Source organism: Variovorax sp. AB1(2024), from assembly GCF_037482385.2.
In the GTDB taxonomy this organism is placed as follows: domain Bacteria; phylum Pseudomonadota; class Gammaproteobacteria; order Burkholderiales; family Burkholderiaceae_C; genus Variovorax.
This window is the reverse complement of sequence record NZ_JBBHKP020000001.1, coordinates 3,512,045-3,525,277: the sequence shown is the minus strand read 5'-3', so window position 1 is coordinate 3,525,277 and position 13,233 is coordinate 3,512,045. Positions and strand designations below refer to the sequence as shown.

General features: G+C 66.7%; 12 protein-coding genes and 1 tRNA gene. 3 read left to right on the top strand and 10 right to left on the bottom strand.

Going from position 1 to position 13,233, the window contains the following annotated elements; translation table 11 throughout:
* Nucleotides 1-11: 11 nt before the first annotated feature.
* The 3 genes from acnD to WIX39_RS16480 all read right to left on the bottom strand — a co-directional run bounded on the left by acnD (nt 12) and on the right by WIX39_RS16480 (nt 4,253).
* Nucleotides 12-2,618: a Fe/S-dependent 2-methylisocitrate dehydratase AcnD gene (gene acnD, locus WIX39_RS16490; protein ID WP_409195404.1), complete on the bottom strand. Its 2,607-nt coding sequence runs from the start codon at nt 2,616-2,618 to the stop codon at nt 12-14.
* Between the two features lie 64 nt (nt 2,619-2,682).
* Nucleotides 2,683-3,846 carry a bifunctional 2-methylcitrate synthase/citrate synthase gene (gene prpC, locus WIX39_RS16485; RefSeq protein ID WP_285410235.1) on the bottom strand — a complete coding sequence of 388 codons (1,164 nt, stop codon included), beginning with the start codon at nt 3,844-3,846 and terminating at the stop codon, nt 2,683-2,685.
* Entirely contained in the window at nt 3,843-4,253 is a 411-nt protein-coding gene (locus WIX39_RS16480; protein WP_285410233.1) for an acyl-CoA thioesterase, read from the bottom strand. The genes prpC and WIX39_RS16480 overlap by 4 nt, the downstream gene beginning before the upstream one ends.
* Before the next feature lie 138 nt (nt 4,254-4,391).
* On the opposite strand from WIX39_RS16480, the gene WIX39_RS16475 reads away from it, so the two are divergent.
* Complete coding sequence (locus WIX39_RS16475; protein ID WP_285410231.1) at nt 4,392-5,813, top strand: short-chain fatty acyl-CoA regulator family protein; 1,422 nt, start codon at nt 4,392-4,394, stop codon at nt 5,811-5,813.
* 167 nt (nt 5,814-5,980) lie between these two features.
* On the opposite strand, the gene WIX39_RS16470 is transcribed toward WIX39_RS16475, so the two are convergent.
* Nucleotides 5,981-7,036 carry an RNA methyltransferase gene (locus WIX39_RS16470; RefSeq protein WP_409195403.1) on the bottom strand — a complete coding sequence of 352 codons (1,056 nt, stop codon included), beginning with the start codon at nt 7,034-7,036 and terminating at the stop codon, nt 5,981-5,983.
* 74 nt (nt 7,037-7,110) lie between these two features.
* Here WIX39_RS16470 and WIX39_RS16465 point away from each other — a divergent pair, with 74 nt between their 5' ends.
* Nucleotides 7,111-7,383, top strand: coding sequence for a helix-turn-helix domain-containing protein (locus WIX39_RS16465; RefSeq protein WP_081270505.1), 273 nt, complete (start codon nt 7,111-7,113; stop codon nt 7,381-7,383).
* On the opposite strand, the gene WIX39_RS16460 is transcribed toward WIX39_RS16465, so the two are convergent.
* Nucleotides 7,380-8,765 carry an MFS transporter gene (locus tag WIX39_RS16460; protein ID WP_409195402.1) on the bottom strand — a complete coding sequence of 462 codons (1,386 nt, stop codon included), beginning with the start codon at nt 8,763-8,765 and terminating at the stop codon, nt 7,380-7,382. The genes WIX39_RS16465 and WIX39_RS16460 overlap by 4 nt on opposite strands.
* Before the next feature lie 177 nt (nt 8,766-8,942).
* Here WIX39_RS16460 and WIX39_RS16455 point away from each other — a divergent pair, with 177 nt between their 5' ends.
* Entirely contained in the window at nt 8,943-9,443 is a 501-nt protein-coding gene (locus tag WIX39_RS16455; RefSeq protein ID WP_409195401.1) for a pyridoxamine 5'-phosphate oxidase family protein, read from the top strand.
* A gap of 94 nt (nt 9,444-9,537) precedes the next feature.
* On the opposite strand, the gene WIX39_RS16450 is transcribed toward WIX39_RS16455, so the two are convergent.
* The 5 genes from WIX39_RS16450 to tolB all read right to left on the bottom strand — a co-directional run bounded on the left by WIX39_RS16450 (nt 9,538) and on the right by tolB (nt 13,046).
* A tRNA-Lys gene (locus WIX39_RS16450) sits at nt 9,538-9,613 on the bottom strand.
* 49 nt (nt 9,614-9,662) lie between these two features.
* Nucleotides 9,663-10,508, bottom strand: a complete 846-nt coding sequence (locus WIX39_RS16445; protein WP_409195400.1) for a tRNA threonylcarbamoyladenosine dehydratase — start codon at nt 10,506-10,508, stop codon at nt 9,663-9,665.
* A 19-nt stretch (nt 10,509-10,527) separates the two neighbouring features.
* The gene (gene ybgF, locus WIX39_RS16440; RefSeq protein WP_081270502.1) at nt 10,528-11,277 is read right to left on the bottom strand and encodes a tol-pal system protein YbgF; all 750 of its coding nucleotides are present in this window, start codon (nt 11,275-11,277) and stop codon (nt 10,528-10,530) included.
* Nucleotides 11,277-11,795, bottom strand: a complete 519-nt coding sequence (gene pal, locus WIX39_RS16435) for a peptidoglycan-associated lipoprotein Pal (RefSeq protein WP_106934644.1) — start codon at nt 11,793-11,795, stop codon at nt 11,277-11,279. Before pal ends, ybgF begins: the two co-directional genes overlap by 1 nt.
* 24 nt (nt 11,796-11,819) lie before the next feature.
* Complete coding sequence (tolB, locus tag WIX39_RS16430; protein WP_409196350.1) at nt 11,820-13,046, bottom strand: Tol-Pal system beta propeller repeat protein TolB; 1,227 nt, start codon at nt 13,044-13,046, stop codon at nt 11,820-11,822.
* Nucleotides 13,047-13,233 lie beyond the last annotated feature (187 nt).

Genomic DNA, 13,233 nt, shown 5'->3' with positions numbered 1-13,233 from the left:
GTTCTGTCGGTTCAGGAGGCCGCGGAGGCAGCCTTGGTAGAAGCCAGGAAGTCCTGCGCGAAGCGCTGCAGGACGCCGCCGGCTTCGTAGATCGACACTTCCTCGGCAGTGTCGAGTCGGCAGGTCATGGGCACGTCGAGCCGTTGGCCGTTGCGGCGGTGGATGACGAGGATGAGCTCGGCGCGCGGCTTGCGCTCGCCGGTCACGTCGTAGGTCTCTGTGCCGTCCAGGCCCAGCGTCAGGCGGTTGGTGCCGGGCTTGAACTCCAGCGGCAGCACGCCCATGCCGATCAGGTTGGTGCGGTGGATGCGCTCGAAGCCCTCCGCCGCAATGGCTGCCACGCCCGCCAGCCGCACGCCCTTGGCGGCCCAGTCGCGCGACGAGCCCTGGCCGTAGTCGGCCCCGGCCACGATGATGAGCGGCTGCTTGCGCTGCATGTAGGTCTCGATGGCCTCCCACATGCGCATGACCTGCCCTTCCGGCTCCACACGCGCCAGCGAGCCGGCCCGCACCGTGCCGTCGGCGTTGCGCACCATCTCGTTCCTGAGCGTGGGGTTGGCGAAAGTGGCGCGCTGCGCGGTGAGGTGGTCGCCGCGGTGGGTGGCGTAGGAATTGAAGTCTTCCTCGGGCAAGCCCATCCTGTGCAGGTACTCGCCGGCCGCGCTGTCCATCATGATCGCGTTGGACGGCGACAGGTGGTCGGTGGTGATGTTGTCCGGCAGCACCGCCAGCGGACGCATGCCGCTGAGCGTGCGTTGGCCGGCCAGCGCGCCTTCCCAGTACGGCGGGCGGCGGATGTAGGTGGACGCGGCGCGCCAGTCGTACAGCGGCGTCACCTTCTCGCCGGTGTCGGGCTGGATGGCGAACATCGGTTCATACACCTGGCGGAAGTGCTCGGGCTTGACGCTCGACTTCACGATGGCGTCGATCTCTTCGTCGGCCGGCCAGATGTCCTTCAGGCGAATCTCCTTGCCGTCGACCACGGTCAGCACGTCTTTCTCGATGTCGAAACGCACCGTGCCGGCAATGGCATACGCCACCACCAGCGGCGGCGAGGCAAGAAAGGCCTGCTTCGCATACGGGTGTATGCGGCCGTCGAAGTTGCGGTTGCCCGAGAGCACGGCCGTCGCGTACAGGTCGCGCTCGACGATCTCCTGCTGGATGACGGGGTCCAGCGCGCCCGACATGCCGTTGCACGAGGTGCAGGCATAGGCCACCACGCCGAAGCCGAGCTTTTCCAGCTCGCCCATGAGGCCCGCTTCCTGCAGGTACAGCGTCACGGCCTTGGAGCCGGGCGCCAGCGACGACTTGACCCAGGGCTTCCGGGCCAGGCCGACGCGGTTGGCGTTGCGCGCCAGCAGCCCGGCGGCGATCACGTTGCGCGGATTGCTGGTGTTGGTGCAGCTGGTGATGGCCGCAATGATCACGGCGCCGTCGGGCATGCGGCCCGGCTCGTCCTTCCACGGCGCGGCAATGCCACGGGCCGCGAGGTCGGCGGTGGCCACGCGCGCATGCGGGTTCGACGGGCCGGCCATGTTGCGCACAACCGTTGAAAGGTCGAACTGCAGCACGCGTTCGTACTGAGCGTCTTTCAGCGCGTCGGCCCACAGGCCGGTGTGCCTGGCGTAGGTCTCGACCAGCCGCACCTGCTCGTCGGCACGGCCTGTGAGGCGCAGGTAGTCGATGGTCTGCGGGTCGATGGCGAACATGGCCGCGGTGGCGCCGTATTCGGGCGCCATGTTGGAGATGGTCGCGCGGTCGCCGAGCGTGAGGCTCGAGGCGCCCTCCCCGTGGAACTCCAGGTACGCCCCCACCACCTTCGACTTGCGCAGGAACTCGGTCAGTGCCAGCACCACGTCGGTGGCCGTGATGCCCGGCTGCGGCCGGCCCGAGAGCTTCACGCCGACGATGACGGGCAGGCGCATCCACGAGGCGCGGCCCAGCATCACGTTCTCGGCCTCCAGCCCGCCCACGCCGATGGCGACAACGCCCAGCGCATCGACGTGCGGCGTGTGGCTGTCGGTGCCGACCAGCGTGTCGGGGAAGGCCACGCCGTCCTGCGCATGCACCACGGGCGACATCCGCTCCAGGTTGATCTGATGCATGATCCCGTTCCCCGGCGGTATCACCTCCATGTTCTTGAAGGCCCGCTTCGTCCACTCGATGAAGTGGAAGCGGTCTTCGTTGCGCCGGTCTTCGATGGCGCGGTTCTTCTCGAAGGCATCGGGGTCGAAGCCGCCGCACTCCACCGCCAGCGAATGGTCGACGATGAGCTGCACCGGCACCACCGGGTTCACCTGGGCCGGGTCCCCGCCCTGCCGGGCAATGGCGTCGCGCAGGCCGGCCAGGTCGACCAGCGCAGTCTGGCCGAGGATGTCGTGGCACACCACGCGTGCAGGGAACCACGGGAAATCGTGTTCCCTCTTGCCCTCGACGATCTGCGTCAGGCTCTGCCGGAGGATGGCCGGATCGCAGCGGCGCACGAGGTTCTCGGCATGCACGCGCGAGGTGTAGGGCAGCGTGGCCCAGGCGCCCGGGCGGATGGCCTCGACGGCTTCGCGCGCGTCGAAATAGTCCAGCGAGGTGCCGGGAAGCTGCTTGCGGTATTGCTTGTTCATGGGGCGGCGCTCGGGCCCGCACATCGCGTGCGGACCTGCTTTCTCTCTTGTCTCTTCTCGAGTTTTACTTCCGATCCTGGATCGGCGCGAACTTCAGGTCTTCCGGCCCGGTGTAGTTGGCGCTGGGCCGGATGATCTTGTTGTCGATGCGCTGCTCGATGATGTGCGCGGCCCATCCCGAGGTGCGCGCGATGACGAACAGCGGCGTGAACATGGCCGTGGGCACGCCCATCATGTGGTAGCTCACGGCGCTGAACCAGTCGAGGTTGGGGAACATCTTCTTGACCTCCCACATCACGCCCTCCAGCCGCTCGGCAATGTCGAACATCTTGGTCGAGCCGGCCTCTTCGGACAGCGACTTCGCCACGCCCTTGATGACCACGTTGCGCGGATCGCTCACGGTGTAGACCGGGTGGCCGAAGCCGATCACCACTTCCTTCGCCTCCACGCGGCGGCGGATGTCGGCCTCGGCTTCGTCGGGCGAGTCGTAGCGCTTCTGGATCTCGAAGGCCACCTCGTTGGCGCCGCCATGCTTGGGGCCGCGCAGCGCACCGATGGCGCCGGTGATGGCCGAGTACATGTCGGAGCCGGTGCCGGCCACCACGCGCGCGGTGAAGGTGGAGGCGTTGAACTCGTGCTCGGCGTAGAGGTTGAGCGACGTGTGCATCGCCCGCTCCCAGCTCGCCGAGGGCTTGCGCCCGTGCAGCAGGTGCAGGAAGTGCGCGCCGATCGAGTCGTCGTCGGTCTCCACGTCGATGCGCCTGCCCTGCGTCGACCAGTGGTACCAGTACAGCAGCATCGAGCCCAGCGACGCCATCAGCCGGTCGGCGATGTCGCGGGCGCCGGGCAGGTTGTGGTCTTCCTTCTCGGGGAGCATGCATCCCAGCGACGAGACGCCGGTGCGCATCACGTCCATCGGGTGGGCGCCGGCGGGCAGTTGCTCCAGCGCTTCCTTCAGGCTCGCGGGCAGGCCGCGCATCGACTTGAGCCTGGCCTTGTAGGCGCGCAGTTCCGCCGCCGTGGGCAGCTTGCCGTGCACCAGCAGGTGCGCGATTTCCTCGAACTCGCAGACCTGCGCGATGTCGAGGATGTCGTAGCCGCGGTAGTGCAAGTCGTTGCCGGTTCGCCCGACCGTGCACAGCGCGGTGTTGCCGGCGGCCACGCCGGACAGCGCTACGGATTTCTTGGGCTTGAAGCCGGGGGCGGCGAGGGTTGCGGTGTCGTTCATGCTTCTTCCTTTTCCGGATTCGGGTGTGCTGGATATGCCTTGGGTATGCGCGTGGGCCGTCCGCTCTTGTCGACGACGACCATCTCGAAGAAGGAGCGCAGCGCCTCGCGCGCCGGCTGCCCCGGTCGCTCGAAGGTGCCGGTGACGCTGACCGTGAGCGAGCTGCGGCCCTGCCGGCTGACCCACGCGCGCAGCCGCAGCACGCTGCCGACCGGCACGGGTGCGAGGAACTGCGCGTCGCCGCAGCCGGCCATGACCACGTCGGCCTGCGCGAAGGCGCGCGCCGCCAGGAAGGCCGCCTTGGACATCAGCATCAGCGCGTTGCCGCCGAACAGCGTGCCGTAGTGGTTGGCGTGCTCCGGGAACACGATTTCCATGAGTTCGAGCGCCGCGTCCTGGTTTGTCATGGTTCGCAATTTACGCAAATGCGTGGCCATAATGAAGGACTGAATTAGCCAATCATTGCGAATGAGAAAGCCCTGTTTTGCAAATCTTGCGAATGCACAGGTTTCGCAAAACGGCGCGCATTCCGAAGGAGCTTCACGATGAGCAAGACATTCATGGGCGTGCGACTGCGCAAGCTGCGCGCCGAACGCGGCATGACGCAGGTGGCGCTTGCCCAGGCGCTGGGCCTGTCGCCCAGCTACCTCAACCAGCTGGAGCAGAACCAGCGGCCGCTGACCGTGGCCGTGCTACTGAAGATCAGCCGCACGCTCGGCGTCGACGTGCAGCAGTTCTCGGAAGACGAGGAAGCCCGGCTCGTCTCGAGCATGCGCGACGCGCTGGCCGACAACCCCGGCGGAGAAGCCGTCGCCCTGCCCGAGCTGCGCGAAGTGGCCTCGCAGATGCCCGCGGTGGCGCGCGCGCTGCTCGCGCTGCACCGCCGCCACCAGGAAGCGATGGAGCGCCTGGAGATCATGGCCGGCGAACTCGGCGACGGCCGGGGCGAACTGACGAATGCGCGTCCCATGCCCTTCGAGGCGGTGCGCGACTTCTTCTTCGCCCACCAGAACCATTTCGAGGAACTGGACCTGCTCGCGGAAAAGCTCGCGGACGAGGCGCGCGGCCACGGCGGCTCGCTGTCCGAATGGCTGCAGTCGCGGCTCATGAACCAGCACGGCGTGCGCGTGGTGCCCACGGACGACGACGCCATCGACAGCCAGCGCCGCTACGACCCCGCCAGCCGCGTGCTTCGCCTGTCGGGCAGCCTGGAGCCCGGCCAGCAGTCGTTCCAGCTGGCAACCCAACTGGCTCTGCTGGAGCAGACGACGCTGATCGAATCACTGCTGCAGAGCGCCAGCTTCAACGACGCCCCCACGCACGCGCTGGCCCGCATCGGCCTCGCGAACTACTTCGCCAGCGCCGTGCTGCTGCCCTACGGCCTTTTCCTGAAGGCCGCGGAAACCCTGCGCTACGACATCGACCTGCTGGCGCGCCGCTTCGGCGTCGGCTTCGAGACCATCTGCCATCGCCTGAGCGCCATGCAGCGGCCCGGGGCACCCGGCGTGCCCTTCTTCTTCATTCGCGTGGACCGCGCCGGCAACATCTCCAAGCGGCAGTCGGCCACGCACTTCCACTTCTCGAAGACCGGCGGCACCTGCCCGCTGTGGAACGTGTACGAAGCCTTCGCGCAGCCCGGGCGCGTGCTGCGGCAGCTCGCGCGCATGCCCGACGGGCGCACCTACCTGTGGGTGGCGCGCACGGTATCGCACGGGCAGCGCGGCTTCGCCTCGCCCAGCAAGACCTTCGCCATCGGCCTGGGATGCGACATTCGCCATGCGCCGCGCTTGATCTATTCCAAGGGCCTGGACCTGACCGACCAGGACGTGCCCACCCCCATCGGCATGGGCTGCAAGGTGTGCGAGCGCGTCGCCTGCCCGCAGCGGGCGTTTCCGTTCATCGGGCGGCCGCTGGACGTGAACGAGAACGAAAGCCGGTTCACGCCCTACGCAGTGGCGGATGCCTGAACCCCCCAAAAAAAGCAGCCCGCACGAAGGCGGGCTGAATGGCCCCCATCTCGCAAAGGGCCTGTGGAGGGAGGTGCCCGCCGGAGGAATCGAACGGGCAACGCGATGATCGCGGCCAATCTGGGAGACTTCGTGGAGGACGCCAGCGCCGGCGGGCTCTTCGGCGGCTATTTGCGGTTCGCGGCTCTTGTCGGCATCGCGACCCGCACTTCAGCCACTGCGGCCACTTCGGCGGCGCGCGCCCTCAGCTGGCCGCAGCCGCCGTCGACATCCTGCCCCGCCGAATTCCGCAGCTTGGTCAGGATGCCGCGCTCGTGCAGCGTGCGAGCCACCTGCTCGCAGCGCTCCCACGACGGCCGGCTGAACGCCACGCCGTCGACCGCGTTGAAGGGAATCATGTTCAGCACGCAGTACTTGCCGGAAAGCAGCCGCACGATGCCGTCGATCTCGTCCTGCCCGTCGTTCACGCCTTCGAGCAGCGTCCACTGGTACTGGATCGGGTAGCCCGTAGCGCGCGCATAGCATTCGCCTTCGGCGACCAGTTCTTCCGGCGTCATGTTCGGCGCGCGCGGAAGCAGCTTCCGGCGCAGCTCGGCCTTGGTGGTGTGCAGCGAAAGCGCCAGCGCGGGCCTCACGCGCTCCTGCAGCAGCCGCTCGAACACGCGCGGATCGCCCACGGTGGAGAACACCAGGTTCTTGTGGCCGACGTTGCCCACGGTGCCGAGGAGCTCGATGGCTTCCAGCACGTTGTCCAGGTTGTGCGCCGGCTCGCCCATGCCCATGAACACCACCTTGCGCACCGGCCGGCGCATGCGCGCGAGCGCCACCTGGGCAATGATCTCGGCGCTGCCCACCTGGCGCAGCAGGCCGTCGCGGCCCGTCATGCAGAACTGGCACCCGACGGCACAACCGACCTGCGAGGAAACACAGAGGCCATCGCGCGGCAGCAGCACGCTTTCGACGGTCTGGCCGTCCGCGAGCGCGACCAGCAGCCGCTCGGAACCGTCGGCGCCCGGGTGGACCGCATGGATGCGCGCCAGCCCGGCGAGCTCGGCTTCGATGGACGGCAGCGCTTCCATCAGCGACGACGGGAAGAAGCTCGCCGGCAGGCGCCTGCCGCTGTTGCGCGGCAGCGCATGGGACCACAGCCGCAGGATCCGCTGCTCGTGGCTGGGACCCGCGCCGGCTTCCCGGAGTCGTCGTTTCAGTTCGTGGATTCGCATGCAATGTGGGGGCTGTAGCCCCGGATTGTGCCCGCCGGGCGCCGCGCGCCCATCCGGTGGCAGACAATGCGCAAATGGCCCAAGGCAAACGAATTTCAGTCGATATCGGGGAAGACGCCCTCCAGACCATCAAGGCGCTGGGCGCCGCGGCCAAGCTGGCGCGCACGAGCGCCGGCGAAGGCCAGGCCGCCGCGGGTGCGCGGCTGGGCGTGCATGTGCAGACGATCGCGCGCATCGAATCGGGCGAGCCCGGGGTTTCGGTCGGGCACATGGTGGGGCTGCTGGCGCTCTATGGCATCTCGGTGAAGCTGGAGCAGCCCGGGGCGAATGAATCGCAAAAGCCCTAGCGCAAGCCCGCGCCCTCTTCCTTCGACAGCTTGGTGAACGACAGCAGCGACAGCAACGTCATCGCTCCCACTACGCCAAATGCCGGAGAAAAATCTTCCGCCGTGAGCCGATCCGCGCCGCTGCCGTTCCACCACGCGGCCAGCGTGACCAGCGTGGCGCCGAGCGTCACGCCCAGGCTCAGCGACAGCTGCTGCGCCATGCTGTTGAGCGTGGCCGCGTGGCTCATGCGTGGCTTGGGAATCTGCGAGAAGCCGAGGGTCTGCAGCGACACCATCGCCATCGAGTTCACCAGCCCGCCGAACAGCAGCGTGACGAAGATCTGCACATGCGGGGTGGTCGGGTGGAAGTGGCCGTAGCTCACGTAGCAAAGGCTGGTCAGGCAGGTCGCGCCGATGAGCAGCGAGCGGAAACCGATCGTGCGGATCGCCTTGGCCATCAGGGTGCGCGTGGCCAGCGAGCCCAGCGCGGTGGCCATCGTCAGGCTGCCCGAGGCCAGCGGCGATAGCCCGAAGCCCAGCTGCAACATCAGCGGCAGCAGGAACGGCGAGGCACCGATGGCGATGCGCAGTGGCGTGCCGCCGATGATCGATGCACGGTAGGTACTGAACCGCAAGATGCCCAGGTCGATCAGCGGCGCTGCCTTGTTGCGGCTTCGCAGGTGATACACCAGCGACACCAGCAAGCCGAAGCCCGCCATCGCCCAGATCGCCTGCACCGGCAACAGCGACTTGCCGACCATCTCCAGGCTGCCGAGCAGCGACGTCAGGCCCACGGCCAGCAGCACGAAGCCCTCGATGTCGAAGGGCGCGGGCGAGCTGTCCTCGGGCAGGTCGTTGATGAAGCGCAGCGCACCGGCAATCGCCAGCAGGCCGAACGGGATGTTGACGAGGAAGATCCACCGCCACGAAGCCAGCGTGACGATGGCGCCGCCGAACAGCGGACCGGCCAGCCGGCCGAACGCGGGCGGCACGGTGAACCACACCATGGCCGACACCATCCGCGCCGGCGGCACGCTGCGCAGAAGAATCAGCCGCCCCACCGGCAGCATCATCGCGCCGCCCAGCCCCTGCAGCACCCGGAACGCCACCAGCTGCGGCAGCGTCTGCGCGGCGCCGCACAAGGTCGAGCCCAGCGAGAAGAAAGCCACCGCCACGCAGAACACCCGCCTGGGCCCGAAGCGCTCGGCCAGCCAGCCGCTCACGGGAAGAAACACCGCCAGGCTCAGCAGGTAGGAAGTGATCGCGAGGTTCAGGTGCAGCACGCTCACATCGAGCGCACTCGCGATGGTCGGCAGCGCCGTTGCCATGACCGAGGTGTCGAGGTTCTGCAGGAACAGAGGCGAGGCGACGATGAGGGGAACGATGCGGTGGCGGGGCGGCATGAGGACATTGTCAACGGCGAGCGTTGCCCCTGGCAGGTCTTGTCGGCGTGGGACCACACGGCTGTGCGCCGTGTGTCCTCACGGCGCGGCGTGCGGCGCGCTTACGGTGAGGTCTCTTCCTGATCGCACACATCCATCGCGATCCCTTCTTTAGCTTCACTTTTCTGGAGTTTCGACATGACGACGACCACCAACGACCAAAGCAAGCTCTGGGACCTCATCAAGGACACCCGCTTCGGCATGCTGACCCACCGCCACGGCGACGGCCAGCTGCACAGCCATCCCCTGACCACGCAGAACAAGGACGGCGACGACGTGCGCACGCTCTACTTCTTCGTGCCCAAGAACGGCGATATCGCGCGCCACATCGCCAGCGACCCGGTGGTGAACCTCGCGTATGCGAACACCGACGACGACAGCTACGTGTCTGTGTCGGGCAATGCCGCGCTGCTCGAAGACCAGGCGAAGAAAGAGGCGCTCTTCAACAAGATGGCGCAGGCCTGGTTCCCCAACGGCCCGACCGACCCCAACCTCGGCCTGCTCGCCGTGACCGTGGTCGGTGCGGAATACTGGGACGTGGACGACAGCAAGATGGTGCAGCTGTACAAGATGGCGAAGGCCGCCATCACGGGCGAGCCGCCGAAGGATCTCGGCGAACACAAGAAGGTCGCGATCTGAGCAGAGCGTAGAGGGCTGCGCGCCGTTGATATTGCGAGCTGGCCCGCCGCAAAAAAAAGAGCGCTCGGCCTGTATGGCGAGCGCTCTGGAGTTCTGGTAGGACGTACTGGATTCGAACCAGTGACCAACGGATTAAAAGTCCGCTGCTCTACCAACTGAGCTAACGTCCCGGAACCATTCTTTGCTTCTTGCCGGCGTTGAATCCAGCAAAGCCTAAGATTATAGCGTGAGGTTTGAGGCGATTTTGTCGAGAACCCAACCTGCCGCACATTGGCCGAAAGTCGCAGTCACGCTGACGACTGATCCATAGCCGTGGCAGTTGAGCGACCCGTCGCCTTCTATAGCGCACGAAGCATCGGGCGGCGCCACGCTCTCGCGGCTGAAGACGCAGGTCACACCGATCTTGCGGCCTTCGCGTGGAGCGCCGTGCTCTTTGCGCAGGCGCTGGCGCAGTTGCGCCAGCAGCGGGTCGTGCGTGACGAGCGACAGGTCGTCGATGTCGACCTTGTGTGCCTGCCGCTTGCCGCCCGCCGCGCCCACGGTGATGAAGGCGGCGCGCGAAGCGCGCGCCCATGCGGCCATCGTCAGCTTGGCCTTCACCTGATCGCATGCGTCGACGACGGCAGTCACCGGCCCGTTCGCTGCCTGCGCCGCCTCGAGCACGCTCGTCCAGTTGCCCGGCTCCACGAACTCGTCCACCGCGAGCACCCTGCAGTCCGGGTTGATCTGCGCAATGCGGTCGCGCATGGCCTCGACCTTCGCCTGGCCCACGGTCGCATCGAGCGCGTGGATCTGGCGGTTGATGTTGGATTCGGACACGTGGTCCAGGTCGACCAGCGTCAGCCGCCCGACCCCGCTGCGTGCCAGCGCCTCGACCGCCCACGACCCCACCCCGCCGATGCCGACGACCAGCACGTGCGCATGGCGGATGCGTGCCGCACCCGCCACGCCGTACAGGCGCTCCAGTCCGCCGAAGCGGCGCGCATGGTCAGGCGCCGCGGTGTCGATGACGACATCCGCGGCGGCAGGAGGAGTGGTGATTGCGGCAGTGATGATCGCGCTCAAGCGGAAAGCTCCGCCTGCATCAGCGCAAACGCGAAAGGCGCTCGCGGCCGGCTTGCGCGGCTTCCGACTGCGGGTAGGCCTTGGTCAGGTCTTCCAGCGTGCGGCGAGCGGCGCGCGTGTCCTTCAGTTCGATCTGGCAGTTCGCGATCGACAGCACGGCCTCGGGGGCCTTGGCATGGTCGGGCGCGAGCGACAGCATCGAGCGGAAATTCGCGATGGCTTCGTTGTAGTTGCGCGTGGCGTACTGGGCGTTGCCCAGCCAGAACAGCGCCGAGGCGTTGTAGCCGCTCTGCGGGTAGCGCTTGACGAATTCGGCGAACGCGGTCTGCGCCTGCGCGAACTGGCCCGAGCGGAACACACCGAGGGCAGCGTCGAAATCGGCCTTTTCCTTCGGATCGGCGTTGAACTCGCGGCCGTCCACCGACACCTTCGAAGGCTCGCTCTGCTTGAGCTTGTCGTCGAGGGTGGTCTGGCGCGACTGCATTTCGCTCACGGTGCGCGTGAGCTGCTCGTTCTGGCCGGTCATGCGCGCCAGGTCGCCTCGCATCTGCTCGATCTGGTTCTGCAGATCGAGCAGGCTGCGACGCAATTGGCCGTTCTCGTCGGTCAGTCGCTGGTCGGTTTGCTGGCGCATGGCCTCGACGCGCTGGCGCAAGTCGAGGATGGCGCGGCGAGCCTCGTCATCCTCGAACAGTGCGGCCTGCGACCCCACCGAGACACAAAGCAAGGCGGCAGCCAGCGCCGCGCCTCGCAACACAGCGCGGTGCATCACTGGCGGTACGTGATTTCGGCGCGGCGGTTCTGCGCCCAGACTTCTTCACCCGAACCCTGGACGGCCGGCTTTTCCTTGCCGAAGCTCACGGCTTCGATCTGGTTGTCGTTCACGCCCAGCAGGGTCAGTGCACGACGCACGGCTTCGGAGCGCTTCTGGCCCAGTGCCAGGTTGTATTCACGGCCGCCGCGTTCGTCGGTGTGACCTTCGATCGACACGCGGCGCTGCGGGTTGGCCTTGAGGAAACGTGCATGACCGTCGATGGCCGACTGGAACTCGGGCTTGACCGTGTAGCTGTCGTAATCGAAGTAGATGATGCGCGCCACGCCCACCGGACCTTGCGCGGTGCCCGCGTTCGGATCGATGGTCACGGGAGCCACGGCGCTAGCGCCACCTTGCTGGCCGCCGGCGGTGCCGGAGCGGTCGGTCACCGGCGTTTCGTTGAGCTTCGTGCCCGACGAGCAACCGGCAATAAGAGCCACGATGGCCAGCGAATAGATCGTACGTTTCAACATTTGGAACTCCTCAAGTAAACCTAATCATTGCTTTTGAAACGGACCCCAGTCCGGTTCTCTTATGTCTCCCGCCTGCCCAGCCAGTCGTGCCTTTATTTTTCCATCCAAAGTGGTCGTCATCAGGGCCTCGCGGCCTTGCAGCTGCGTGGCGTAGACGATCAATTTGCTGTTCGGGGCAAAACTCGGGCTCTCGTCGGCGGTGGTATCCGTGATGGCGCTGACATTGCCGGTGGCCAACTCCATCACATGGAGTTTGAATGCACCTCCCACACGGGAGATGTAGGCCAACCACCGGCCATCGCCGCTGACAGCCGGAGAAATGTTGTAGGTGCCGCTGAAGGTCACGCGCGTCGGGTTGCCGCCACCAGCGCCCATCTTGTAGATCTGCGGGGCACCGCCACGGTCGCTGACGAAGTAGATGGTGCTGCCGTCGGCCGAGAACGCCGGCTCGGTGTCGATGCTCGAGCTTTGCGTGAGGCGGCGCGGTTCGCCGCCGCCGGCCGGAATGGTGAAGAGCTGCGAGCCGCCGTCACGGCTGAGGGTGACCGCCAGCGAATTGCCATCGGGCGCCCATGCAGGTGCGCTGTTCGATCCCTTGAAGTTCGCGAGCAGGCGGCGCTGGCCGCTGGCCACGTTGTGCACGTAGACGACCGGCTTGCGCGACTCGAAGGACACATACGCCAGTTGCTGGCCGTTGGACGACCAGCAGGGCGAGATGATCGGCTCGGGGCTGGCCAGCGCGGCTTGCGCGTTCTCGCCGTCGGCGTCGGCCACCCACAGCGAATAGCGGCTGCCGGCCTTGGTGACGTAGGCGATGCGGGTCGAGAAGATGCCTTTTTCGCCGGTCAGCTTTTCATAGACGTAGTCAGCGATGCGGTGCGAAGCCAGGCGCAGGTCGCCTTGCGGCACCGTGTAGCTCTGGCCGCCGAGGTCCTGGCCCTTGACCACGTCCCACAGGCGGAAACGCACGTCGAAACGGCCGTCGGCCAGGCGGCTGACGCTGCCCACCACGAGCGAGTCGGCGGTGCGCTGCCGCCACAGCGACAGGTCGGGGCGCGATGCTTCGTCCAGCGCCTGGCCGGAAGCATCGACGCCACGGAACTGGCCGCTTCGCTCCAGGTCGGCCTGGACGATGTCGGAGATTTTGTGCGGGGAGGATTCCTGGCCCTTGAAGGGAACAAGCGCGATTGGCAGCTGCGTCAGCCCGACGCCCGACACTTCGACCCGGAATTGGGCCAGTGCAGGAAGCATGGGAGTGGCGGCAAGTGCCGCAATGAGAGTGCGGCGTGCAAATAGCGATGAAGAAGGAGTTGGAATTGGAGTTGGCAACGGCTTGTTCATGCGGTTCGGAGAGGTTTCCGGGTAAAAAGTTCTCCCCGGCTTGACGGGCCACATGTTACACACTGGTTTGGAGACGCCGTCACAAAACGTTTATCCA

What these genes read in the sequence shown, in the direction of transcription:
- acnD (WP_409195404.1), bottom strand. Translation starts at nt 2,618, where the DNA reads ATGAACAAGCAATACCGCAAGCAGCTTCCCGGCACCTCGCTGGACTAT.
- prpC (WP_285410235.1), bottom strand. Translation starts at nt 3,846, where the DNA reads ATGAACGACACCGCAACCCTCGCCGCCCCCGGCTTCAAGCCCAAGAAA.
- WIX39_RS16480 (WP_285410233.1), bottom strand. Translation starts at nt 4,253, where the DNA reads ATGACAAACCAGGACGCGGCGCTCGAACTCATGGAAATCGTGTTCCCG.
- WIX39_RS16475 (WP_285410231.1), top strand. Translation starts at nt 4,392, where the DNA reads ATGAGCAAGACATTCATGGGCGTGCGACTGCGCAAGCTGCGCGCCGAA.
- WIX39_RS16470 (WP_409195403.1), bottom strand. Translation starts at nt 7,036, where the DNA reads ATGCGAATCCACGAACTGAAACGACGACTCCGGGAAGCCGGCGCGGGT.
- WIX39_RS16465 (WP_081270505.1), top strand. Translation starts at nt 7,111, where the DNA reads ATGGCCCAAGGCAAACGAATTTCAGTCGATATCGGGGAAGACGCCCTC.
- WIX39_RS16460 (WP_409195402.1), bottom strand. Translation starts at nt 8,765, where the DNA reads ATGCCGCCCCGCCACCGCATCGTTCCCCTCATCGTCGCCTCGCCTCTG.
- WIX39_RS16455 (WP_409195401.1), top strand. Translation starts at nt 8,943, where the DNA reads ATGACGACGACCACCAACGACCAAAGCAAGCTCTGGGACCTCATCAAG.
- ybgF (WP_081270502.1), bottom strand. Translation starts at nt 11,277, where the DNA reads ATGCACCGCGCTGTGTTGCGAGGCGCGGCGCTGGCTGCCGCCTTGCTT.
- pal (WP_106934644.1), bottom strand. Translation starts at nt 11,795, where the DNA reads ATGTTGAAACGTACGATCTATTCGCTGGCCATCGTGGCTCTTATTGCC.
- tolB (WP_409196350.1), bottom strand. Translation starts at nt 13,046, where the DNA reads ATGCTTCCTGCACTGGCCCAATTCCGGGTCGAAGTGTCGGGCGTCGGG.